This is a genomic window from Streptomyces wedmorensis (assembly GCF_000716445.1).
Lineage (GTDB): Bacteria > Actinomycetota > Actinomycetes > Streptomycetales > Streptomycetaceae > Streptomyces > Streptomyces wedmorensis.
Map to the genome: position 1 here is coordinate 58,413 of NZ_JNWK01000013.1, position 21,828 is coordinate 80,240.

The following is a 21,828-nucleotide window of genomic DNA, read 5'->3' on the forward strand; positions in this document are numbered from 1 at the left end:
CGGCTCTCCCGCGTTGCATCGCACCGCCGCACGCACCCGGGCACCCTGCCGCCCAGATCGAGAAGCGCAAGGTCCGCAGCCGAGTCCACTCCGAAACGATCAGTAGTCGGTGGGACGGGTTCTGTGGCGGCGCCACTCGCTCGGGGTGGTTCCGTAGGCGGCGCGGAAGCGCCGGGTGAAGTGGCTGGGGCTGGTGAAGCCGCACCGGGCCGCGACGGCTGAGACGGGTAGTGCCGCGTGACGGGGTGAGACCAGGAGTCGGCACGCCGCTTCCAGTCGCTCGGCGATGAGCCACTGTTCGAGCCGGATGCCCGCGCGTGCCAGCACGACGTAGAGCTGCCGTTTGGAGATGGCGTGTTCCGCGGCGATGTGTTCCGGCCCGAGATCGGGATCTGTGAGGTGGCGGCGTGTGTACGCCATGATCCGGGTAGCCAGGGAGTTGTCCATGGCCTCTCTGACCCGTTGGTCCCGTTCGTCGTGTGCAGCCGAGGTCAGCAGGGCGCGTACGAGGTCGGTGGTGGCGTTGGCGAGGGCGCCGGCTCCGGGGTCCGCTTCGAGACGGCCCGGATCCCGGAACAGCGACCGCAAGTGCCCCAGCAGCAGGTCGTGCACGGGGCTGGAACGAAGTCGTACGGAGGCCCGGATCACGGTGTCGACCGGCAGGCCGAGATGCTCCATGTCGACGGTGAGGGCCTGCGAGGCGCCGTGCCCGGACCAGCCGTAGGTGCGGGGTGCGAGTTCGTGGAAGACGCAGATGTCCTGCGGCCCGAGGGTGAACCGGGTGCCCGCCTGTTCGGCTCGGTGGATGCCTTGGGTCTGGAGTGAGACCGACACCACGGGGCGGTCTCGGTGCTGGCGCACGTGCTTGGCCGTGCGGCGGACCTCGAGCCCGGAACTCCGCATGTCGAAGAGGTCCAGGCCGCCCATTCGCCAGCCTTCGATGCGGGCGCTGATACCCGTCTCGCATTCCTCGTGGACGATCTCGTTCGGCACGGAGTTGTCCGTCATCGCGTGGCGGAACGCGTCCACCCTGTCGCGTGGCGCGAGGTCCTCCAGGTCCAGCAGCAGCACGAACCAGCCCTCCAGCGCGGTCTTCGGGTGCGGCGGCGCCCATCCTCCCGGTGACACCGGGCACCCGGTTGCCCTCCCGTGCACGGGTCTGTTCCTTTCGTGCCCGCACGCCTGTGAAGGCCTGCGTCGAGGGGCAGCAGGCCAGCACGTACAGGCAACCGGTCCTCTCGCCTGGCCTCTAGCTTCGGATGTGCGCCGCCTGACCCGCGCGGCGTGCACCCTCGATCCGCAGAGAGGTCCGATCCGTGACTGACCACGCATTCGTCGCGCCGGTTCTGGAGCCGCTGGCCGCAGCCTTCGCCGAGGCGACCGGAACGCCGCCGTTCCTGTTCGAGCTGGCTCCGGTGGAGGGCCGTAAGACCGTCGAGGAGGTGCAGTCCGGCGATGTCGAGCTGCCCGCGGTCGACGAGGAGTGGGTGACCGTCGAGGGCGGGCCGACCGGCGAGGTGCGGGCCAGGATCGTGCGGCCCGCCGGCGCGCAGGGTGACCTGCCTGTGATCGTCTTCGTGCACGGCGCCGGCTGGGTCTTCGGCAGCGCCCACACCCACGACCGGCTGGTGCGTGAACTGGTGGTCGGAACCGGTGCCGCGGTGGTCTTTCCCGAGTACGACCTTTCCCCCGAGCACCGTTACCCGGTCGCCGTCGAGCAGGTCTGGACCGTTGCCCGCTGGGTTGTCACCGACGGTGGAGCGCACGGGCTGGACGCCGGCAGGATCGCGGTGGCCGGCGACTCGGTCGGTGGCAACATGAGCGCGGTGCTGACCCTGCTCGCCAAGGAGCGCGGCGGCCTGACGCTCGCTCACCAGGTGCTGTTCTATCCGGTGACCGACGCCAACTTCGACACCGGCTCCTACCGCCAGTTCGCCGAGGGCTACTTCCTGCGGCGCGACGGTATGCAGTGGTTCTGGGACCAGTACACCACCGACGACAGCCAGCGCGCCGAGATCACCGCCTCCCCGCTGCGAGCCACCGTCGAGCAGCTCGCCGGCCTGCCCCCGGCGCTGGTGATCACCGCGGAGGCGGACGTGCTGCGCGACGAGGGCGAAGCGTACGCCGCCAAGCTGCGGCAGGCCGGCGTGGCCGTGACCGCCGTCCGCGTCCAGGGTGTGATCCACGACTTCGTCCTGCTCAACGCCCTGCGCGGCACCCAGGGCGCCGAGGTGGCCATCGCGCTGGCCATCGCCACGCTGCGCAAGGCCCTCGCCGCCCACTGACACCCCCCGGTCGGACGGCGGGCAGGGGATCGGAGCGCCGCCACGGCCCGGGCCCCGGCCGCCGACCGCGCCCGTGCCCAGCCCGAGGAGACCCCATGGCCACCAGCGACAGCAGCCCCGAGGAACCCGCGGCTCCAATCCCGCCCGCCGGAGGCCGCCACCACGAGCCTGATCTGCGCGGCATGACCCGCATCACCCTGCGGCCCATCGCCTCGCCGATGCCGCTCGGCTTCTATACCGTGGCCATCGCGTCGACCATCGTCGGCTGCCTCCAGCTCGGCCTGTTCGAGGACGGTGCCGAGCGCGCCGTCGCCCTTACCATCCTCCCTGCGTTCGTCCTGCAACTCCTTGTCGGATGGTTGGCGTTCGGCGCCCGGGATGTCCTGGCGGCGACCCTGATGGCCTGCTTCTCCGGTATGTGGCTGGCCAGTTCGCTGGTCCTGGCCACCGCGCCGACGGGTGGCTCCCGGGTGCTGGGCGTGCTGAACCTCTGCTTCGCCCTGTTCGCCCTGCTGATGGCCGGCGTCGCCAAGCCCAAGCGTGCGCTGTGGCTGGTGCTGTGCACCGCCGTGCCGCGCTTCTCGGTGGCCGCGGCCGCCAACCTGACCGGCGTGCACTGGCTTCTCAACCTTTCCGGCACGCTCGGGCTTCTGCTGGCCGCGGTCGCGATGTACGCCGCCTTCGCCCTGATGCTGGAGGACATGCGCGGCCAGGAAGTGCTGCCGCTCGGCCGCACCGGCCCCGCCCGCCAAGCCGTCGACGGCGACCTGACGGTCCAGCTGCGCAACCTCGAACGCCACGCGGGCGTCCGCCGCACCCTCTGAGCCCGCCAGCGGGCCGGCCAAGCAGCGCGCGGCCGTGCTTGTGCCCGCGCCCCTTTGACGTGACCCCACCGAGAGTGAGAGCCCCATGTCCACGATGCCGGTCAGCGGTGTCACCCCCGCACCCGGGACCGGCGAGCGCGCCGACATCGTCCTGCGCAACGCCAGGATCCACACCGGTGACCCGCTGCGCCCGGCCGCCACCGCGCTCGCTGTCCGCGCGGGCAAGATCACCGCCCTTGGCGACGACGCGGCGGTCGCCGCCCACGTCGGGCCCCGAACCAGAGTCGTCGACGCGCTGGGCCGACGCGTCGTCCCCGGCCTGAACGACTCGCACCTGCACGTCATCCGCGGCGGCCTCAACTACGTGCTGGAGCTGCGCTGGGACGGCGTGACCTCGCTGCGCCAGGCGTTGGCGATGCTGCGTGAGCAGGCCGGACGCACCCCGAAGGGGCAGTGGATCCGGGTGGTCGGCGGCTGGTCGGCCGACCAGTTCGCCGAGCGGCGGATGCCCACGCCCGCCGAGCTGAACCAGGCCGCCCCCGACACCCCGGTGTTCGTCCTGCACCTTTACCAGTCCGCGATCCTCAACCGGGCCGCCGTCCAAGCCGCCGGCTTCACCCGGGACACCCCCGACCCGCGCGGCGGGCAGATCGTCCGCGACCGTCACGGCCGGCCCAACGGGGTGCTGCTGGCAGCGCCGAGCGCGCTGATCCTCTACTCCACCCTCGCCGCCGCGCCGACCCTGGACGCAGCGGACCGCAAGGTCTCCACCCGGCACTTCCTGCGCGAGCTGAACCGCTTCGGCCTCACCTCCGCCGTGGACGCCGCCGGCGGCTTCCAGAGCTTCCCCGACAACTACGCCACCGTCATCGACCTGGCCCGCGAGGGCGAGCTGAGCGTGCGGATCGGCTACCACCTCTTCCCGCAGACCGCCGGGCAGGAGATCGCCGACCTCACCCGCTGGGTGGAGAGCGTGCGGCCCGGCGACGGCGACGAGTGGCTGCGACTCAACGGCGCCGGGGAGAACCTGACCTGGGCCGCGGCCGACTTCGAGAACTTCTCCGAGCCCTGCCCCCAGCTGTCCGCCGACTACGAGGGCGAGTTCGAGCGGGCCGTGAGGCTGCTGCTGGAGCACGGCTGGGGATTTCGGCTGCACGCCACCTACGACCAGACCATCCGCCGGGATCTCGCCGTCTTCGACAGGCTCGCCGCCGAGGGCCTGTTCCCCGGCGGCAACCGCTGGCTCTTCGACCACGCCGAAACGGTCACCCACGACAGTCTGGAGCGGATCGCCGCGCTCGGCGGCGCGATCAGCGTCCAGAACCGGATGTCCTTCCAGGGCCAAGCCTTCACCGACCGCTACGGCCCGCAGGCCGCCGCGCACACCCCGCCGCTGAAGGAGATGCTCGCCAGCGGCATCCCGCTGGCGGCCGGCACCGACGCCACCCGGGTCTCCTCCTACAACCCCTGGGTCGCCCTGCACTGGCTGGTCACCGGCCGCACCGTCGGCGACCTGGCGCTCTACCCGCCGGACCGGCTGGTCTCCCGCGAGCGCGCCCTGGAGCTGTACACGCGCGGCGGCGCCCGGATCACCGGTGAGGACGACGTCAAGGGCGTCCTCAGGGAGGGCTGGTACGCCGACTTCGCCGTCCTCAGCCACGACTTCTTCGCCGTGCACCCGGACGACATCGCGCACATCGAGTCCGTCCTGACCGTCGTCGGCGGCCGGATCGTCTACGCATGCGGCGAATACGAAGGCCTCGACGAAGCCCTCCCGCCGCTCAGCCCTGCCTGGAGTCCGGTCGCCCGCTTCGGCGGCTACCAGGCCACACCACCGCCGTCGGCCGGCGTTCGCCAAGCCGATCTCCTGACGCAGGCGGCCGCAGAAGGAGAGCAGCACCGGCAGTGGAGAGCCGCCCGCGGCCTCGCCGCCCCCGACGAGCAGCCCGCCGCCCTCGACCCCTGCTTCGGCCCCTGACCCGACCTGGGCAGCTACCCGCCGAGCCCCTGCCGCACCACCACAACCACCAGTCACCCAAGGAAGGGCCCCTCGTGTCCGACTTCAGCTTCGACCTCGACGCCGTCACCGCCGCCCCCAGCCGTGACCTGCTCACGCCCGACAACGCGATGATGCTGTTCGTCGATCACCAGCCGCAGATGTTCTTCGGCGCCGCCAGCGCCGACCGCGTCGCCGTCATCAACGCCACCGTGGGCCTGGCCAAGGCCGCCAAGGTCTTCGACGTCCCCGTCGTCCTGTCCACCGTGGCCGCCGCCTCCTTCTCCGGCCCCATCCTGCCGCAGCTGCGCGAGGTCTTCCCCAAGCACGACATAGTCGACCGGACCTCCATGAACGCCTGGGAGGACGCGGCCCTGGTGGAAGCCGTCAAGGCGACCGGCCGCCACAAGATCGTGCTCAGCGGCCTGTGGACCGAGGTCTGCCTGGTCCTGCCCGCCCTGTCCGCACTCAGCCAGGGCTACGAGGTGTACGTCGTCGCCGACGCCTCCGCCGGCGTCACCCCGGCCGCCCACGAACACGCCATCCAGCGGATGACCGCCGCCGGCGCCGTCCCCGTCACCTGGCTGCAGGTGCTCCTGGAGCTCCAGCGCGACTGGGCCCGCACCGAGACCTACGCCGCCACCACCGACGTGGTCAAGGAGCACGGCGGCGCCTACGGCCTGGGCATCGTCTACGCCCGCACCATGATCGACCCGCACGCCGCCGGCTGACCGGAGCCATCCGACCATGGACACCGACACCGGACTGCTCCTGCTGCGCCTCCTCGTGGGTCTGCTGATCGCCGCCCACGGAGTACAGAAGGTCAGCTTCCTGCTGGGCGGCAGCGGACTGGCGGGCGGCACCGAGGAGTTCCGGCACGACGGCTTCCGCGGCGGGACCCTCACCGCCCTCACGGCGGGAGCCGGCCAGATCGGCTCCGGCCTGCTGCTGGCCGCCGGAGCCCTCACCCCGCTCGCCGCCGCCGGAGCCATCGGCGTGATGACCGTCGCGCTCACCGTCAAATGGCCCAACGGCCTGTGGGTGCAACACGACGGCTACGAGTACCCCCTCGTCCTCATCGGCACCGCCACCACGCTCGCCCTCACCGGACCCGGCCGCCTCTCCACCGACCACGCCCTGAACCTTCCCCACTGGCCCGCCTGGTCCGCCCCGGCCGCACTGGCCCTCGGCGTGGCCGGCGGCCTGGCCGTGCGCGCCCTGCTCCACCACCCGCCCTCACCCCAGACTCCGCCGAGGTCCCCGTGACCCCACCCACGCACCACGCGTTGGTGCCCGCCCCGTACCCGGAAGGATTCCGATGATGACCGGCCGTCCGCTGAGCCGACGCCACACCCTCAAGGGCGCCGTCGGTGCCGCCGCCGCCCTCACCCTCGCCTCGGCCACCGGGGCCCCGTCGGCTTCGGCTGCCGACGGGGCCGGAACCGAGGCCGACGGGGCCGGAAAGGCGACCGTGGTCCTGGTCCACGGCGCGTTCGCCGACGCCGCCAGCTGGAACCCCGTCACCGAACGGCTCCAGCACCAGGGCTACACGGTGACCGCCGCGGCCAACCCGCTGCGCGGCCTCGCCCACGACGCCACCCACGTGGCGGCCCGGCTCGCCGCGATTCCGGGCCCCGTCGTCCTGGTCGGCCACTCCTACGGCGGCGCCGTCATCACCCAGGCCGCCGCCGACGCGCCCAACGTCAAGGCCCTCGTCTACGTCTCCGCGTTCGTCCCCGACGCCGGAGAGATCCTCGGCGAACTCGCCGCCCGGTTCCCCGGCTCACAGCTCGACGCCGCGCTCACCCCCGTCCCCGTCCCCGGGGCCGACGGCACCACCGCCACCGACCTCTACATCCGCCCCGACCGCTACCACGACGTCTTCGCCCAGGACGTGGCGCGCTCCACCACCCGGGTACTCGCCGCCGGGCAGCGCCCGCTCAGCGCATCCGCGTTCACCGACCGGGTCAGCGCCGCCGCATGGCGCACCCTTCCATCGTGGAACCTGATCTCCACCCAGGACCGGGGCATCGTCCCCGCACTCCAGCGGTTCCAGGCCGCCCGGGCCCGATCCCGGACCACCGAGGTGCCCACCTCCCACCTGCCGATGCACAGCAGGCCCGACGCCGTCACCGCCCTGATCCGCGCCGCCGCCCGCACCGTCCGCCCCTGACCCCCGCACTTCCGAGGAGCTTCCCCGTGTCGTCCCCCGAATCCACCGCGCCTCACGCGCGTGACCTAGCCCAGGTCGAGGCCGCCAACGCCACCGGCCGCATCCCCGTCGTCTTCATCCACGGCCTGTGGCTGCTGCCCACCAGCTGGGACCGCTGGGCCACCGTCTTCGAGCAGGCCGGCTTCGCCCCGGTCCTGCCGGGCTGGCCCGACGACCCGGCCACCGTCGAGGAGGCCCACGAGCACCCCGAGGTCTTCGCGGGCAAGAGCGTCGGACAGGTCGCCGACCACTTCTGCGACCTGATCGGCCGTCTGAAGCGCAAGCCGGTGGTGATCGGCCACTCCTTCGGCGGGCTGATCACCCAGATCACCGCCGGACGCGGCCTGTCCCAGGCATCAGTGGCGATCGACCCGGCGCCCTTCCGGGGCGTGCTCCCCCTGCCGCTGTCCTCCCTGCGCGCCGCGAGCGCCGTGCTCGGAAACCCGGCCAACTACCACCGCGCGGTGCCGCTGACCTTCGACCAGTTCCGCTACGCCTTCGCCAACGCCGTCAGCGAAGAAGAGGCACTGCGGCTGTACGGCACCTTCGCGGTGGCCGCCCCAGGCGAGCCGCTCTTCCAAGCCGCAGCCGCCAACCTCAACCCCTGGACCGAGGCGAAGGTCGACACCCACGCGGCCGGCCGCGGACCGCTGCTGATCATCTCGGGCCAGAAGGACAACACCGTGCCCTGGGCGATTGCGAACGCCGCCTACAAGAAGCAGGCGCAGAACGAGCACGCCGTCACCGAGATCACCGAAATCCCCGGCCGGGGCCACTCCCTGACCATCGACAGCGGCTGGCGCGAGGTCGCCGACACCGCGCTCACCTTCGTCCGCCGCTTCGTCGACCCGACCACCTGAGACACCCCCGACCACAACCGACCAAGCCGGACCCACACGGTGCCAGCCCCCCCGCCCACCGGACCTTCCACGAGGCGCACCGGCGGCCGAACAACCATGACAAGGAGAACCGATGGACCTGCCCAGTCAGCCGCCAGCAGCCAGGCGACCGGGAGCGCGCCGGGCGGCACGCCTGCCGATCGTGGCGCTCACCACCCTCACCCTGCTCCTCACCGCAGGGCTCTCGCCCGCGACGGCGACCGAAGGGCAGTGGCTCAACGAGGGAGGCCCGGCCCGCTCCCCCGAAGCCATGGCCTCCGACTGGTTCCGCGGCGACAACTACCAGTTCGTCCGCGGCGAGGACAACCAGATCTGGTGGCGCTACGCCAACGGCAGCTGGCGCGTCATGCCGGGCAACGGCCGCACCCACCACCGCCCCGAGGTCATGGTGATCGAGGACGAAGCCGGCCCCCACCTGGTCGTCTTCCACACCGGCGACAACGGGGAGGTCTACTACAGCCTCCTGGGAGGCGCCGCCGGAAACATCTGGTCGCCCTGGACACAGCTGGGCCACGTCGGCACGAGCAACGGCATCTCCGCCGCCGGATTCCGCAACAGCGCCCGGCTGACCACCGTCGTCGGCGACCGGGTATGGGTCGCGGAGATGACGATGTCCAACGGCCGGGTCACCACCGGCCCGTACTGGCGCCCGCAGACACACCCCCGGGTCTTCACCGCCTCCCGCTACATCCATGCCCCCATCATCACCAACGACGGCGTGTCGATCGCACGCGAGGTCGAACTCATGGATGCCATCATCGGGTGGGACCGCAACGTCTGGATCTCCCACACGAGTCTGGACAATTTCACCAATGCCACCTACGCCGCCGTACCCGGCAACGCCCAGTGCGAGTCCGTGAGCCTGGGCCGTGGCGGCCCGGAGCAACTGGTCACCGACCGCAACAACCCGGCCTGGAGGGCGCAGCGGAACGTGGTACTCGGCTGTATCAGCCCCAACGACCACCAACTGTGGCTCAACCGCTCCACCGACGGCGGCTACACCTGGCAGGGCTGGAACCACAGCACCGGCGGTCCCTCGCCCTCCGACGCCGCCCCGTCGATCGAAGGCGCACCCGGGGGAGAGGTCTTCGCCGGCATCTCGTGGGGGAACGACACCGCCCCCTTCTCGCGGCACATGGTCGTCAACAAGCGCGTCCTGTGACCATCCTCCGCTCCGCGATGGTGCCCGTTGGCGGTGTGGATGCCGCTTCGGTCATGGCAATCGAGCTGGTGGGTCCGCTGGACGGCCACGTGATCCCGGCCGTCCGCTCGCCTGCCATCGAAGAGGGCCGCAACCGGCGGCCTATGCGGCCCCCTGCCACCCCGGGTCACGGGTGGAGGGAGCGCGGGCTCCCACCGCTGCCCGCGTGTAGCGCCCGCCAGTCGCTGGGGGTGATTCCGAAAGCACCTTTGAAGGCGCGGCTGAAGTAGGCGGCGTTCGGGAAGCCCCACCGGTGCGCCACCGCCGCGATCGAGCGATGCTGTGCCCAGGGGGCCGCAAGTTCCGCGCGGCAGCGTTCGAGGCGCTGCGACCGAACCCACTCGCCCAGGTGCACACCGTTTCGGGACAGGACCTTGTACAGCTGCCGGAGTGAGACGTGGTGGTAGGCCGCGACACGGGCCGGCGTCAGGTCGTGATCACCGAGGTGAGCCCGGACGTAGTCGATGACTCGCAGGCACAGGGTCTCGTCCGCAGTCTGACAAGCCGTGCGGTGGTTGCCGAGCCGGGCCGTGATGAGGGCGCGCAGCAATTCGATGCCCGGCCTGCCCGCTGCCTGCAGGTCGTGCGCGGGAGACGCCGCGGGCCGGGCCTGCTGGCGCGCGATCCGCCGCAGGCACGTGGCGGTAAGGTCGGCCAGCGGGTCCCGGCGGCTGAACGGCACTGCGGTAGCCAGATTCAACAACCGTTCAGGTAGGGCGAGTTCGGTGCGCGGGATGCGGAAGTAGTGCTGATGGATCCCGTCCCTGTTCAGGAGCGTGTAGGGGCGCGTGGTGTCGTAAAGCGCCAGGTCACCGGGCCGCAGCACAGCTTCCCTGCCATCCTGCACGACCACGCTGCTGCCGGTGACCTGCAGCCCGACGAACACGCTCGGCTCCATGTCGTCCCGGGCAAGTGCGGGAGTGCGCCGAACGACGGTGGCGTTGGCTCGCACCGAGCAGACGGTCAACGGTCCGACACGGCTGATCACCCCTGCGGTGCGGATAAGCCGCGGGTCGGGCTGGTGGGTGATCTCCACCCGCACCACGCTGCTCCAGATCACCTCGCGAATCGCCTCCGCCCGCTCGCCAGGCGCCATGGCCGTGGTGTCGATCAACATCTGCTGGTCGCCTCCCCTTGGGCCCGCTCGACAGGCTGGCGCCTGAGCAAAGTCAAACGGGTGGCGGCACTGTTGACAAGGCGCGGCCTGGCTGACCACCTCAGAGTGAGCCCGACTGAGGGCCTTGTGCTTGCCGTTCATGGGCGCCAGGGTGTCCGGGTGCGTGCTGACCCTGTTCCTGACGGCCTGTGGGAACGGGTGGCCCGCTGCTGCCACCCGCTCCCGAACGTCGCCATCGGTATCCCGGTCGGCTTCGCGTTCCGGACCGGGCGGCTCTCGCCGGCATCATGTACGTCCTACGGACCGACGTCGCCTGGCGCGATCTCCCGGCCGAGACCGTGGGCTGCTCCGGAGTCACGGCCTGGCGCCGACTTCGGGACTGGACCGAGGCCGGCGTCTGGCCACGTCTGCACGCCGCCCTGCTGACTGAACTCCGCCGCGCGGACTCGTTGGACCTGGACGACTGTGGGCGTGCGGTACGGGTGGGCGGTGTCGGCGGCGTAGAGGCGGGCGTGGTGGTTGAAGTCCTCTTGGACGTGGACGATGTCGTACGGCGCGATCCGCCGGCCGATCTCGGTCGTCGCGGGCTCGCGGGGCGTCGGCGCGCTGGAGATGCTCTCGGGCAGCCCGGCGATGTTGTAGGTCAGCACGCTGAAGGTGCCCGATTCGGTGGTGCCGACGGCCGTTGCGGGTGGCACCGTCGCGGTTGGTCCGACGAGGGCGGCTGCCACGGCCGCCAGTCCGGCGAGGAGTCGGCGCATGGGCATCTCCTGGTGAGCGGGGCCGGCGGTGGCGGGGCGTCGGCCGGGCCCGACGGAGGTGCCCGTCCGGGCCCGGCCGGTCGGGTCAGGCGCAAGCGTCGGCGTTGAGCGTGAAGGCCGTGGGGGAGGGAGCCGAGCCGGTATGGGTTCCCTGGACTCCGAAGCTCACGGTCGCCCCCGGGGCGATCGTCCGGTTCCAGTCCGTGTGGCGGGCGCTGACGGCGGTGCCGCTCTGGGTGACGGCGGCGTTCCACGAGCTCGTGACGCGCTGGCCGGCCGGGTAGGTCCAGGCCAGCTGCCATCCGTCCACGGCCGTCGGACCGGTGTTCTTGACGGTGATGTTCGCGGTGAAGCCGGTGCTCCAGACGTTGCTCACCGCGTACGTCACCGTGCAGGAGGCGGTGGGCGGTTCGCCGCCGGCGGAGGTCCGCTCGGCGGCGTAGGCGGCGAGCCAGGCCAGCGGCGCGTTCCAGTTGACCGCCACCTCGTTGGTCGAGTACGAGTCGATGTGGTCGACGTAGCAGGCGGCGGGGGCGCAGCCGCGCAGCGTCTCCTGGGCCACGGGGTCCTGGAGCGCGCTGTTGGGGCCGCCCGCGAGCGAACCGGCGGGCGGGTGGGGCAGCGAGGCGTCCAGCTGGTGTGCCCAGAAGCGGTGGTGCTGGTTCTGCGAAGACGTCTCGCCGTGGCCGGTGACGTAGGACACGCCCAGGGCGTTGCGCCCCAGCAGGTAGTCCATGGTCTCCAGGGCACCGGCGCGGTAGCGCGCGTCGCCCGTCAGCTCCCCGGCGACGGCCATGACGATGGCGTCGTTGGCGACCGCACCGTTCGATCCCCAGAAGTAGCCGTCGGCGGGGACGGGTACGGCGTACCCCTGGGCGGCCATCCTGGACAGGTAGCCGTCGGCCGCGGCGGTCACCGAGGTGCGGATCCAGGCCGTGTCGGCGGCGGGCAGCCCGTTCGGGACGGTGGCCAGGACGAGCCGGCCGAGTGCGGCGGTGTCCGCCCAGCCGAAACCGTACGGGCTGAAGGCGTCTGCGGAGGTGTGCCAGGACGAGGAGGTGACCGCGTCCCGGTAGGCGCTCTCGCCGGTCGCCGCGTACAGCTCGGCCGCGGCCCAGTAGAACTCGTCGGTGACCCGCGTGTCCCCGTAGGCCCCGCCGCCGGTGCTGTCGGAATCCGGTGCGTACATTGCCGGGCTGGTCCGCGCGGCGCTCCACGCCCGGCGTGCGGCCGACAGGCAGCGGTCGGCGTAGGCGGAGTCGTACGGCCGGAAGACCCGGGCGCACTGCGCGGCGGCTGCCGCGAGGTTGAGGGTGGCCGCCGTGGACGGGCGGTGCAGCTCGCGTGGCTGGGAATCCTGTTCGGGGCGCGTCGGCATGCCGGTCCAGGCGGCGTCATGGATCTTGTGGAACGCCATGCCCGCGTGCGGCTCGCCGTCGGGCACCTGCATCCGCATCAGGAAGTCGAGTTCCCACCGCGCCTCGTCGAGGACGTCGGGTATGCCGTTGCCGCGCTCGGGGACGCGCAGGGTGGAGTCACCCAGCGCTGCGTCCTTGCCCGCTCGCTCGGCCCGCTCGAAGGAGTTGACGAGCAGCCAGGTGGAGATGCCGCCGTTGACCACGTACTTGCCGTGGTCGCCGGCGTCGTACCAGCCGCCCCTGACATCCTGGGTGTAGTCGCACACTCCGGCCTGACACGGGACGGAGACGTCGCCCTTGTTGGGTGCGACGCCGAGGTGTCCGGCCGGGCGTGCGTAGGCGGAACCCACGAGGGAGGCGTCGATCGCGATGCCGCTGCGCTGGTGGTGGAAGAACGCCATCGTGTCGGAGCGCAGCGTGTCGTAGAGGTCCACGCGGATGTCGAAGGGAGCGCTGCTGCTGCCGTCCACGGTCAGGACGTATCCGGTGCCCGCCGTCCGGTGCGAGGAGAAGTCCGCCACCTGGACGGACTGTCCAGAGGGGGCGTCCGCGCCGCGCGGGACGGTCGAACCGGAGGCGACCACCGCCCCGGACGCGTTCCGCACCTGCCAGCCGAGTGCCTGCGTGGCCGTGGTGACGACGGTGGCGCGCTTCGGCCCGTCGGGCAGATAGCCGACCTGGTTGACGCGTACGACTGTGGCCGCCGCCGTCGCGGCGGATGCGCCCGCAGCAGCCTCAGCCGGCACAAAACCCCCGATGAGGAGCGCACCCGTCAGGAGCGTGGCGGAGAGGCGTGCGGGGCGGCGCAGTAACGAAGCCGTGGTGGGGGGCATGGGCGGCTCCTACGGGATGTGGGGGTCAGCAGGAAGAAGCGCTGGTGGCGTCGCGAGCCGGCGGAGAGCCGGGGGTCATCTCGGATGAGCAGGTACTGACTCCCGCCTGCGGCCCACTTCTCCTTCGCCGGCGCCGCTGGTGGGGCACAGCCGGTGGGAGCGCTCCCAAGAAGATCTGCAGCGGACATTAGTGACGCCCGGAGCCGTCGTCAACGGTCCCGACGCGGGCACCACGAAGTCGGCTGCCCGTCGAAGCGCGACGCGCGAGATCCACCGGGGTAGCGTTCGGCGCGCTGGTGCAGGTGACCCACCCGTCGCGAGGGAAGGAACGGACACTGGCCCCCCAGCCGGCGGAGACGCTCTCCGTGGCCCTGCTCGTTCTCGTGCTGGCCTGTGCGGTCACGCGCCCTTTCGGGTGGCCGGAGGCGGTCGTGGCCGTCCCGGCCGCAGTCGTGGTGATCGCAACCGGAGCCGTCTCCTACGGCGACGCACTGGCGGAGGCGGAACGGCTCGCGCCGGTGATCGGGTTCTTGGCGGCCGTACTGGTGCTGGCCCAGCTCTGTGACGACGAGGGGTTGTTCCAGGCATGTGGAGCCTGGATGGCGCGTACGGCGGCGGGTCGGCCACGCCGGCTCCTCACCCAGGTGTTCCTGGCCGCGTCGGCGATCACGGCGGTGCTCAGCCTGGATGCCACGGTGGTGCTGCTCACGCCTGTGGTGTTCGCCACCGCGGCCCGGATCGGCGCCCGGCCGAAGCCACACGTCTATGCCTGCACCCACCTGTCCAACACGGCCTCCCTGTTGCTGCCCGTCTCCAACCTCACCAATCTGCTCGCCTTCGCCGCCAGCGGGCTCAGCTTCACCCGGTTCGCCGCGCTGATGGCCCTGCCGTGGGCGGTGGCGATCGGCGTCGAGTACCTGGTCCTCCGGCGTTTCTTCGCCACCGACCTGGACGCCGGGGCGCGGGCGCCCGCCGCCGTCGAACCGCCGCCACTGCCGCTGTTCGCCCTGGTGACCGTGGGATGCGCGCTCGTGGGCTTCGTGCTGACCTCGATGGCCGGCGTCGACCCGGCGTGGGCCGTCCTGGCACTGTGGCTCTCGCTGACCGTCATCGGAGGAGGCTGATACCCATGGCCGTGGTCGTCTGGATCGCCGAGGGCACCTGGCCCGCCTGTGTGGACGCCGCCCGCGCGCACACCCCGGCGGACGCCGAGACCGTCCTGCTGCACGTCACCTCGGTCGACGTCCCGGGTGCGGCCCATGGCGCTTTCGCCGGGCTCATGGGCCGTGGCCACCCCTCGGGGAACCGTCCTGCCGAAGGCTGGGGGAGGGACCCCGGAACGCACCTGGAACACCTCGCGGCCGACTCCGCGCGGCAGTTGCTCCAGGATGCCGCCGACCGTCTGGGGCGCCCCTGCACGCGTACCGAGCGCACCGGACGAGTCGAGTGCGAGGTCGTCGCCGCGGCCGAGGGGTGTGACCTGCTGATCCTGGCCCGGGACGGCGACCGTGCCCACCTCGGACCGCACAGCCTCGGTCCCGCCGCACGCTTCGTCGTCGACCACGCCCCCTGCCCGGTGCTGCTCGTGTGGCCCGAACCGCCGCCGGGACCGCCCACTTCGCCGCCTCCTCTTCCGCGTCGTACCGGCTGACGGGCGACGAACCGCCGGCCGGCGGGGCCGGTCACGCGCCCTGCTTCCGCGCGAGGCCGGCCGCGAGCGGGAGGCTTGCTGTGGCCGATGTGGCCGATGTGGCCGATGTGGCCGATGTGGCCGACGTGGAAGGGGGCTGAGCGGGACTCAGCGGTTGAAGGTCAGCCGGGGTGCCGCGTTGCGGGCCAGCGTGTGGGCCTGGTCGGGCCACCAGGTGCCGGCCGGCGGGTCGACGATGCCGTACTCGGGGTCGATCGTGCCGCCGGTGTTGCGCGTGCAGCTGCCGTCGGACTCGCCGGGGATCTTGACCCACAGATAGGCGTCGACGAGCGGGACACCGGTGTCGGCGGTCGGGCGCGCGCCGAGGCCGCGGCCGGGCGCGTTGCACCAGATCTCCGGGTCGCCGGTGTACTTGCCGGGCTCCGGGGTCCAGGCGCCCAGACCGTTGCGGCTGGTGTCGATGACGAAGTGGTGCAGGGCGTCGTTCGGCGGGGTGCCCACGTTCTGGTCGAACCAGGCGTCGGTCCAGCGCCAGGTGGCCGGGTCGGCGGAGTCGACCGCGTTGCCCGGGGCGCCGTCGTTGGGCGCGGCGGGCGAGTAGTACTGGGTGGCGCACCAGTCGGTGTGGCCGCGGGCGTGCTCGGGTCCTTCGGTGGCGAACCACATGCACTTGGCTATCCAGCCGCCGTAGCGCGCGTTGTGATCGGTGGGGTGGGTGTTGGACACGTTGAGGGCGAAGCCGTCGCTGTCCTGGACACCGGCGTCGAGCAGTCGTCGCGCCATGTCGCCGACGGGCCGCCACAGGACGTTGCCCGCGTCGAGGTAGACCGCGGTGCGGGCCTTGGCCTTGATGGTCCTGACGGCGTACGCGAGGTCGGCGACGCGGGTCGCCGTGAGTTCGCCGGTCGGGTCCACGCCCGGCCCGCAGTCGCTCGGGAGGAGGGCCAGGCCGTCGGGCTCGACCACGACGACGGCCTTGCTGTCGCCGATGCCGGCGGCGAAGGCGTCGATCCACTGCCGGTAGGCGGCGGAGGACGCGGCGCCGCCGCTGGAGTACTGGGTGCAGTCCCGGCCCGGCACGTTGTAGGCGACCAGGACCGGCGTCCGGTTCACCAGCCGGGCCTCGCGGACGAGGCTTCTCACCTCGGTCCGGACCTCGTCGGGTGTGCCTTCGGTGAACCAATCGGCCTGCGGCCAGCTCGCGAGCCTGGCCATGTTCAGGGCGTTCGCGAAGTCGCCGTTCCCGAGGTCGGTGAGCGCCTGCTTGGCGGCCTTGCTGTGCGGGTCCACGTAGAACCTCGTGGCCGGGGTGAGCGCGTCCGCGACGGGTGCGGCCTGCGCCTGCGCCTGCGTCGCGATGAGGGCGGCACAGGCCGCGAGCGCCGCGAGGGCGGCGGTCGTACGGCGCCGGAGGCTGCGTGGATTCATGGGGGCTCCTGGTCGGAGGGATGGGGCGAGGAGGGCCGGTGGTGCCTGTGGCCCGGTCGCGGGGCGGCGGATACCGGGCCACAGGAGTCGGATGTCAGTAGCCGTAGATCATCTTGTAGGCGGCCTCCGGGAGGAACTGGCCGGCCGTGGAACCGGTTCCGACGCCACAGTTGCCGTCGGACTCGCCCGGGGCCTTGATCCACAGCAGCATCTCGGCGCCGCCGCCCAGCCGGGTGGGCGTGCCGATGCGGCGGCCGGCCGCGTTGCACCACTCGCCGTTGGAGCCGTTGCCGTTGCGGCTGGTGTCGACGACGAACGGCTTGGTGTAGCCGTAGCGGGCGGCCAGTTCGCTGTTGACGGCGTTGCCGTAGGCGGTGTTCTGGGCGGTGGTGTAGTAGTTCGAGATGTTGAGGGAGAAGCCGTGCGCCTGTCGGAGCCCGGCTTCGTGGAGGCGCTGGGCCATCGTCGCCGCGCTCACCCAGCCGGGGTTGCCGGCGTCGAGGTAGACCCAGGTGTTGGGGGCCTGGCGGTTGAACTCGGCGAGGGCGCCGCTGATCATGCCCTGGCGTTCGCGGATCTGGGTCTGGTTCAGGCAGCCGTAGTCCGCGAGGGAGTCGGGTTCGAGGACGACGACGGCCGGGCGGTTGGCGATTCCGCCGGCGAACTGCGCGATCCAGGTCGCGTAGGCGGAGGCCGACGAGGCTCCGCCTCCGGAGTGCCCGCCGCACGAGTCGCGGAGGTAGATGTTGTACGCGACCAGGACGGGCAGCTTGTCGTGGAAGTCCGCTGCGCCGACGTACGCGCCCGCCGCGGTGCCGATCGTGCCGCTCCAGGCGCCGAACCAGCGGGCCATGGGCGTGTTGGCGAGGGAGGTGTTGATCGCGGGGGCCCGGCCGTCGCCGGGGTTGGCGGCGACCCACTTCCTCGCGCTGGAGTCCGGGTCCGTGTAGAACCCGCTGGTCATGGTGGTGGGATCCGCAGCGTGGGCGGACGGGGCGACGGCGAGCGCCAACGGCAGTGCGGAGAGGGCTGCGACGAGGGCGCGGATTCTGCGGCGCATGGCTGTACCTCGATTTCCTGACGGCGGACGCGTCGACCGCTCTCGTCCCGAGCGGTGCGACGCGGTGAGGAATTGCGGTGGTACGAAGTTCTCCGTGCGGCGGCTCACGGAGGCGGCGCCCCGGCGGGGACACCAGCGCACTCCGGACGCACAAGAGCCGGTGGAAGCGCTCCCACTGGAAGCGTTCCCAGGCCATGATCTGTGGGGCCGAGGTGTGGCCGTATCGTGTGATGCGCCCATCGAGACTGTCAAGTGCGCCCACTTGAACAGCACTTCACAGGACGAGGGGAAGGGTTTACAGTCCTGAAACTGGAAGCGCTTCCAGCCTTCCAGGTGTTCAGATGGAGGGAGGAGGGCAGCTCATGGCGCAAGGTGCGCCGAACCGGCAGTCGACACTCGACGAGGTGGCCGAACTGGCCGGCGTCTCGCGATCGGTGGCCTCGCGTGTGCTCAACAACGCCCCGCACGTCAGCCGCGCGAAACGCGAGGCCGTCGAGCGGGCGGTCCTTCGACTCGGATACGTGCCGAATCCGACCGCCCGGGCGCTGGCGACCCGTCAGACCGGTGCGGCCGCCCTGGTCGTCTCGGGAGAGGATCCGTCGATCTTCGCGGACCCGTTCTTCGCTCAGGTGATCGTGGGTGCCTCGGCCGCGCTGGAGGAGGCCGAACTGCACCTGATGCTGTGTCTGGCGGCCTCCGACCGGGGGCGCCGGCGCGTGGAGCGGCTTCTCCGGTCCAAGGGGGCCGACGGAGTGATGCTGATGGCGCTGCGCGAGGACGATCCGCTGGCCCGCATGGCGGAAGAGGCGGAGATTCCCGTGGTGTTCGGCGGGCGCCCGGTCGGTTTGGACCCGCGTTGGTATGTGGACGTGGACAACCTCGGAGGAGCGCGTGCGGCGACCGAGTACCTGATCTCGCTCGGCCGGACCAGGGTCGTGACGATCTGCGGGCGGCTGGACACCGAGGTGGGGCGCGCCCGTTACCGCGGCTACCAGGACGCCATGCTGGCGGCCGGCCTCGAACCGTATCCGCCGGAAGCCGGTGACTTCACCGAGTCGAGCGGCGCGGCCGCCATGGCGGCGCTGTCGGCGCGGCACCCGGAGCTGGACGGAGTGTTCACCGCCAGCGACAACATGGGGGCCGGGGCGTTGCGCACACTGCGTGATGCCGGCCGCCGCGTCCCCGTCGACGTCGCCGTGATCGGCTTCGACGACCTGGCCGTGGCCAGGATCTCCGATCCGCCGCTGACCACGGTGCATCAGCCCGTAGAGGGTCTCGGTCGTGAGATGGCGCGCATGCTCGTCGCGCTCATCAACGGGCAGGCCCCCACCCCACTGATCCTCCCCACGCGTTTGGTCACCCGCGCCAGCGCCTGACGAACCGCCTCCCGACGGGGCCTGGCGTACGGCCCCGTGCTCCGGCCCGCGCTCTGCGTGCGCCCCCCTTCCCGCTCACCCGTGCGCCCTTCCGCGCTCACCCGCGCCCCGCGTACGGCCTGCCCCCTGCCAGCCGGCTTGACAGACCGTCAAGGTGGCGGCAGGGTTTCGACGCCACCTTTTGGGAGCGCTCCCACTCTGGGAAGGAGCTCCAAAAGCATGGCTTCACCCCGGCCTTCGAAGGCCGCCTCCCACGCCGACCGCCATCGAAGCGACCTGTCGGCGTACCTCCAGCCCCCTGACGCATCGAGGAGATGCCATGTCCCGCTCGTCCGTGCCGCGCGCCCGTATCCGCTCCGTCGTACTCGCCTCCGCCGCGGCGACGCTGGCCCTCGCCCTCACCGGCTGCTCGACCTCCGGCGACGCTTCCGCCTCCGCCGACGGGAAGATCACCCTCACAGTCGGCACCTTCGGGACCTTCGGATACAAGGAGGCCGGCCTGTACGACGCGTACATGAAGCAGCACCCGGAGATCACCATCAAGGAGAACCCGACGACCGCCGAGGGCAACTACTGGACGGCCCTGCAGACCCGCCTGTCCGGCGGCGGACTCGACGACGTCCAGGCCCTGGAGGTCGGCCGCATAGCCCGCGCCACCTCCGAGGACCTCGCCGACGCCTTCGCCGACCTGTCCGACGCCCCCGGTGTCGAGAAGAAGAACTACCTGCCCTGGAAGTGGGACCAGGCCACCACTGCCGACGGCAGGACGATCGGCCTGGGCACCGACGTCGGCCCGATGGCCATCTGCTACCGCCAGGACCTGTTCAAGGCCGCGGGTCTGCCCTCCGACCCCGAGTCCGTCGGCAAGCTGTGGGCGGGCGACTGGGCGAAGTTCGTCGAGACGGGCAAGCGGTACCAGGCCAAGGCACCCAAGGGCACCTCCTTCATGGACAGCGCCACCGGTCTGTTCAACGCCGTCGTCTCCAGCAGCACCGTCCAGTACTACAAGGACGGCAAGCTCGCCTACAAGGACTCGCCCAGCGTCAAGACCGGCTGGGACCTGGCCGTCAAGGCCGTCCAGGGCAGGACCAGCCAGGGTCTGAAGATGTTCGACACCCCCTGGCAGACCGCGTTCTCCAAGTCCACCTTCGCCACCACGGTCTGCCCCTCCTGGCAGCAGGCGAACATCCAGCAGTTCTCCGGCCCGTCCAACAAGGGCAAGTGGAACATCGCCCAGCCCCCGGCCGCCGGCAACTGGGGCGGTTCCTTCCTGGCCGTACCGGCCTCCGGCAAGCACGTCGACGAGGCCAAGAAGCTCGTCGCCTGGCTCACCGCGCCCGAGCAGCAGGCGAAGGTCTTCCAGAAGGTCGGCAACATCCCCGCCAACCAGGCTGCCCATGACCTGCCGGGCGTCGTCGACTACAAGAACGCCTACATCGGCCCCGACGCCGCCACCGGACAGATCTTCTCCACCGCCGCCAAGGCCATCCAGCCCGCCGAGATCGGCCCGCACGCGCAGGACCTGACCGGGGCGTTCAGCACCGGCGTCCAGCTGATGGAGCAGAACGGCAAGAGCCCGGAGGAGGCGTGGAACGCCACGGTGCGCCAGATCGACAGCACCATCCAGTAGCGCTCCCCGCCCTCACCTCTTCCGGGCCGCCGTAGCGGGGGAGCGGGTGGCCGGCCACCGGGGAGCCGGCCGCCCCCACCCCGTAGCGACGCGACCGGCCGTGACCACCGAAGGAACCGCCCGTGGCCTCCACGACCGCACCCAGCCGCAACGGCCCAGCAGGCCGTCAGGACACTCCACCGCCCCACGCCCACCCCTCCGGCCCCTCGGTCCGGCGCAGCCGCCTGCACCGCTGGGACACCAAGGGCACGCCGTACGCCCTCGTCGCACCCTTCTTCCTCGTCTTCGCCGCCTTCGGCCTCTTCCCGCTGCTCTACACGGGGTGGCTCTCCTTCCACCGGGTGAGCCTGTACAACGTCGACCGCGCCGAATGGGTCGGCCTGCGGAACTACACCGACCTGTTCACCGGTCAGGTCAGCCACTACTTCTGGAACGCGCTCCTCAACACCTTCACCCTCGGTGTCCTGTCCACCGTCCCGCAGCTGCTGATGGCACTGGGTCTCGCCCACCTGCTCAACTACCGGCTGCGCGCCCGCGGGTTCCTGCGCACGGCGCTCCTCGCCCCGTACGCGACCTCCGTCGCCGCCGCCACCCTCGTCTTCGCCCTGATCTTCAGCCCCGAGGGGGGCATGGCCAACTGGTTCCTCGGCTTGTTCGGCGCCGGGCCCGTGCACTGGGAGGCCGGTCGCTTGAGCTCGCAGTTCGCGATCTCCGTGATCGTCACCTGGCGCTGGACCGGCTACAACGCCCTGATCTACCTCGCCGCCATGCAGGCCGTGCCGCGCGAGCTGTACGAGGCCGCCGCCCTGGACGGCGCCAGCCGCTGGCAGCAGTTCCTGCACGTCACGGTCCCCGCCCTGAAGCCCACGATCCTCTTCACGGTGATCGTGTCGACCATCGGAGCCACCCAGCTCTTCGGCGAGCCCTATCTGTTCGGTGGCCAGAGCGGCCACCAGGGCGGCACCGATCACCAGTACGAGACCCTCGGAATCCTCATGTACGACCAGGGCTTCCACTCCAGCATGCTCGGGCGCGCCAGCGCGGTCGCCTGGATCATGTTCGGCCTGCTGCTGCTCATCGGGCTCGTCAACGCGCTGATCACCCGCCGCCTGCGCGCCTCCCAGTGACGTGGAGTAC

17 protein-coding genes and 3 pseudogenes are annotated in these 21,828 nt (G+C 71.5%); 14 read left to right on the forward strand and 6 right to left on the reverse strand.

What is annotated here, in order from left to right; genetic code table 11:
- Nucleotides 1-99 precede the first annotated feature (99 nt).
- On the reverse strand, nt 100-1,128 hold the full coding sequence (locus OO54_RS13275; RefSeq protein WP_234439589.1) for an AraC-like ligand-binding domain-containing protein: 1,029 nt from the start codon (nt 1,126-1,128) through the stop codon (nt 100-102).
- A 188-nt stretch (nt 1,129-1,316) separates the two neighbouring features.
- Here OO54_RS13275 and OO54_RS13280 point away from each other — a divergent pair, with 188 nt between their 5' ends.
- The 8 genes from OO54_RS13280 to OO54_RS13315 all read left to right on the forward strand — a co-directional run bounded on the left by OO54_RS13280 (nt 1,317) and on the right by OO54_RS13315 (nt 9,378).
- Nucleotides 1,317-2,285, forward strand: coding sequence for an alpha/beta hydrolase (locus OO54_RS13280; RefSeq protein ID WP_033203049.1), 969 nt, complete (start codon nt 1,317-1,319; stop codon nt 2,283-2,285).
- Nucleotides 2,286-2,380: 95 nt separating this feature from the next.
- A complete protein-coding gene (locus OO54_RS13285) occupies nt 2,381-3,109 on the forward strand; it encodes a GPR1/FUN34/YaaH family transporter (RefSeq protein WP_033203050.1) in 729 nt (242 codons plus the stop codon).
- 85 nt (nt 3,110-3,194) lie between these two features.
- A complete protein-coding gene (locus OO54_RS13290; RefSeq protein WP_033203051.1) occupies nt 3,195-5,087 on the forward strand; it encodes an amidohydrolase in 1,893 nt (630 codons plus the stop codon).
- Between the two features lie 74 nt (nt 5,088-5,161).
- Nucleotides 5,162-5,836: a hydrolase gene (locus OO54_RS13295; RefSeq protein WP_033203052.1), complete on the forward strand. Its 675-nt coding sequence runs from the start codon at nt 5,162-5,164 to the stop codon at nt 5,834-5,836.
- A gap of 16 nt (nt 5,837-5,852) precedes the next feature.
- Entirely contained in the window at nt 5,853-6,371 is a 519-nt protein-coding gene (locus tag OO54_RS13300; RefSeq protein ID WP_033203053.1) for a DoxX family protein, read from the forward strand.
- 55 nt (nt 6,372-6,426) lie between these two features.
- On the forward strand, nt 6,427-7,278 hold the full coding sequence (locus tag OO54_RS13305; protein ID WP_267888973.1) for an alpha/beta fold hydrolase: 852 nt from the start codon (nt 6,427-6,429) through the stop codon (nt 7,276-7,278).
- Nucleotides 7,279-7,304: 26 nt separating this feature from the next.
- Nucleotides 7,305-8,177, forward strand: a complete 873-nt coding sequence (locus OO54_RS13310; protein WP_033203055.1) for an alpha/beta hydrolase — start codon at nt 7,305-7,307, stop codon at nt 8,175-8,177.
- A gap of 112 nt (nt 8,178-8,289) precedes the next feature.
- The gene (locus OO54_RS13315) at nt 8,290-9,378 is read left to right on the forward strand and encodes a hypothetical protein (RefSeq protein WP_157856471.1); all 1,089 of its coding nucleotides are present in this window, start codon (nt 8,290-8,292) and stop codon (nt 9,376-9,378) included.
- A 166-nt stretch (nt 9,379-9,544) separates the two neighbouring features.
- Here the strand turns inward: OO54_RS13315 and OO54_RS45845 are convergent, their stop codons facing one another.
- On the reverse strand, nt 9,545-10,534 hold the full coding sequence (locus OO54_RS45845; RefSeq protein ID WP_033203057.1) for an AraC-like ligand-binding domain-containing protein: 990 nt from the start codon (nt 10,532-10,534) through the stop codon (nt 9,545-9,547).
- A 159-nt stretch (nt 10,535-10,693) separates the two neighbouring features.
- Between OO54_RS45845 and OO54_RS43545 the strand changes: the two are divergent.
- Nucleotides 10,694-11,001 (forward strand): annotated as a pseudogene (locus tag OO54_RS43545) (transposase); the annotation flags it as partial.
- Here OO54_RS43545 and OO54_RS43550 read toward each other — a convergent pair.
- Both OO54_RS43550 and OO54_RS13330 read right to left on the reverse strand, forming a co-directional pair.
- Nucleotides 10,999-11,295 (reverse strand): annotated as a pseudogene (locus OO54_RS43550) (jacalin-like lectin); the annotation flags it as partial. The pseudogenes OO54_RS43545 and OO54_RS43550 overlap by 3 nt on opposite strands.
- 85 nt (nt 11,296-11,380) lie before the next feature.
- A complete protein-coding gene (locus OO54_RS13330) occupies nt 11,381-13,546 on the reverse strand; it encodes a glycoside hydrolase family 9 protein (RefSeq protein ID WP_033203059.1) in 2,166 nt (721 codons plus the stop codon).
- A gap of 302 nt (nt 13,547-13,848) precedes the next feature.
- Here OO54_RS13330 and OO54_RS13335 point away from each other — a divergent pair.
- Nucleotides 13,849-14,634: pseudogene (locus OO54_RS13335) on the forward strand (SLC13 family permease); the annotation flags it as partial.
- Nucleotides 14,635-14,675: 41 nt separating this feature from the next.
- Nucleotides 14,676-15,197, forward strand: coding sequence for a universal stress protein (locus OO54_RS13340; protein ID WP_033203060.1), 522 nt, complete (start codon nt 14,676-14,678; stop codon nt 15,195-15,197).
- Between the two features lie 147 nt (nt 15,198-15,344).
- Here OO54_RS13340 and OO54_RS13345 read toward each other — a convergent pair whose 3' ends face one another.
- On the reverse strand, nt 15,345-16,625 hold the full coding sequence (locus OO54_RS13345) for a glycoside hydrolase family 6 protein (RefSeq protein WP_033203061.1): 1,281 nt from the start codon (nt 16,623-16,625) through the stop codon (nt 15,345-15,347).
- Between the two features lie 94 nt (nt 16,626-16,719).
- Nucleotides 16,720-17,685, reverse strand: coding sequence for a glycoside hydrolase family 6 protein (locus OO54_RS13350; RefSeq protein WP_033203062.1), 966 nt, complete (start codon nt 17,683-17,685; stop codon nt 16,720-16,722).
- A gap of 362 nt (nt 17,686-18,047) precedes the next feature.
- On the opposite strand from OO54_RS13350, the gene OO54_RS13355 reads away from it, so the two are divergent.
- The 3 genes from OO54_RS13355 (at nt 18,048) to OO54_RS13365 (ending at nt 21,818) form a co-directional block, all read left to right on the forward strand.
- Nucleotides 18,048-19,061: a LacI family DNA-binding transcriptional regulator gene (locus OO54_RS13355; protein ID WP_033203063.1), complete on the forward strand. Its 1,014-nt coding sequence runs from the start codon at nt 18,048-18,050 to the stop codon at nt 19,059-19,061.
- A 319-nt stretch (nt 19,062-19,380) separates the two neighbouring features.
- Nucleotides 19,381-20,691 carry an ABC transporter substrate-binding protein gene (locus OO54_RS13360; RefSeq protein WP_033203064.1) on the forward strand — a complete coding sequence of 437 codons (1,311 nt, stop codon included), beginning with the start codon at nt 19,381-19,383 and terminating at the stop codon, nt 20,689-20,691.
- Between the two features lie 122 nt (nt 20,692-20,813).
- Nucleotides 20,814-21,818, forward strand: coding sequence for a carbohydrate ABC transporter permease (locus OO54_RS13365; protein ID WP_033203065.1), 1,005 nt, complete (start codon nt 20,814-20,816; stop codon nt 21,816-21,818).
- The last annotated feature ends 10 nt before the right edge of the window (nt 21,819-21,828 follow it).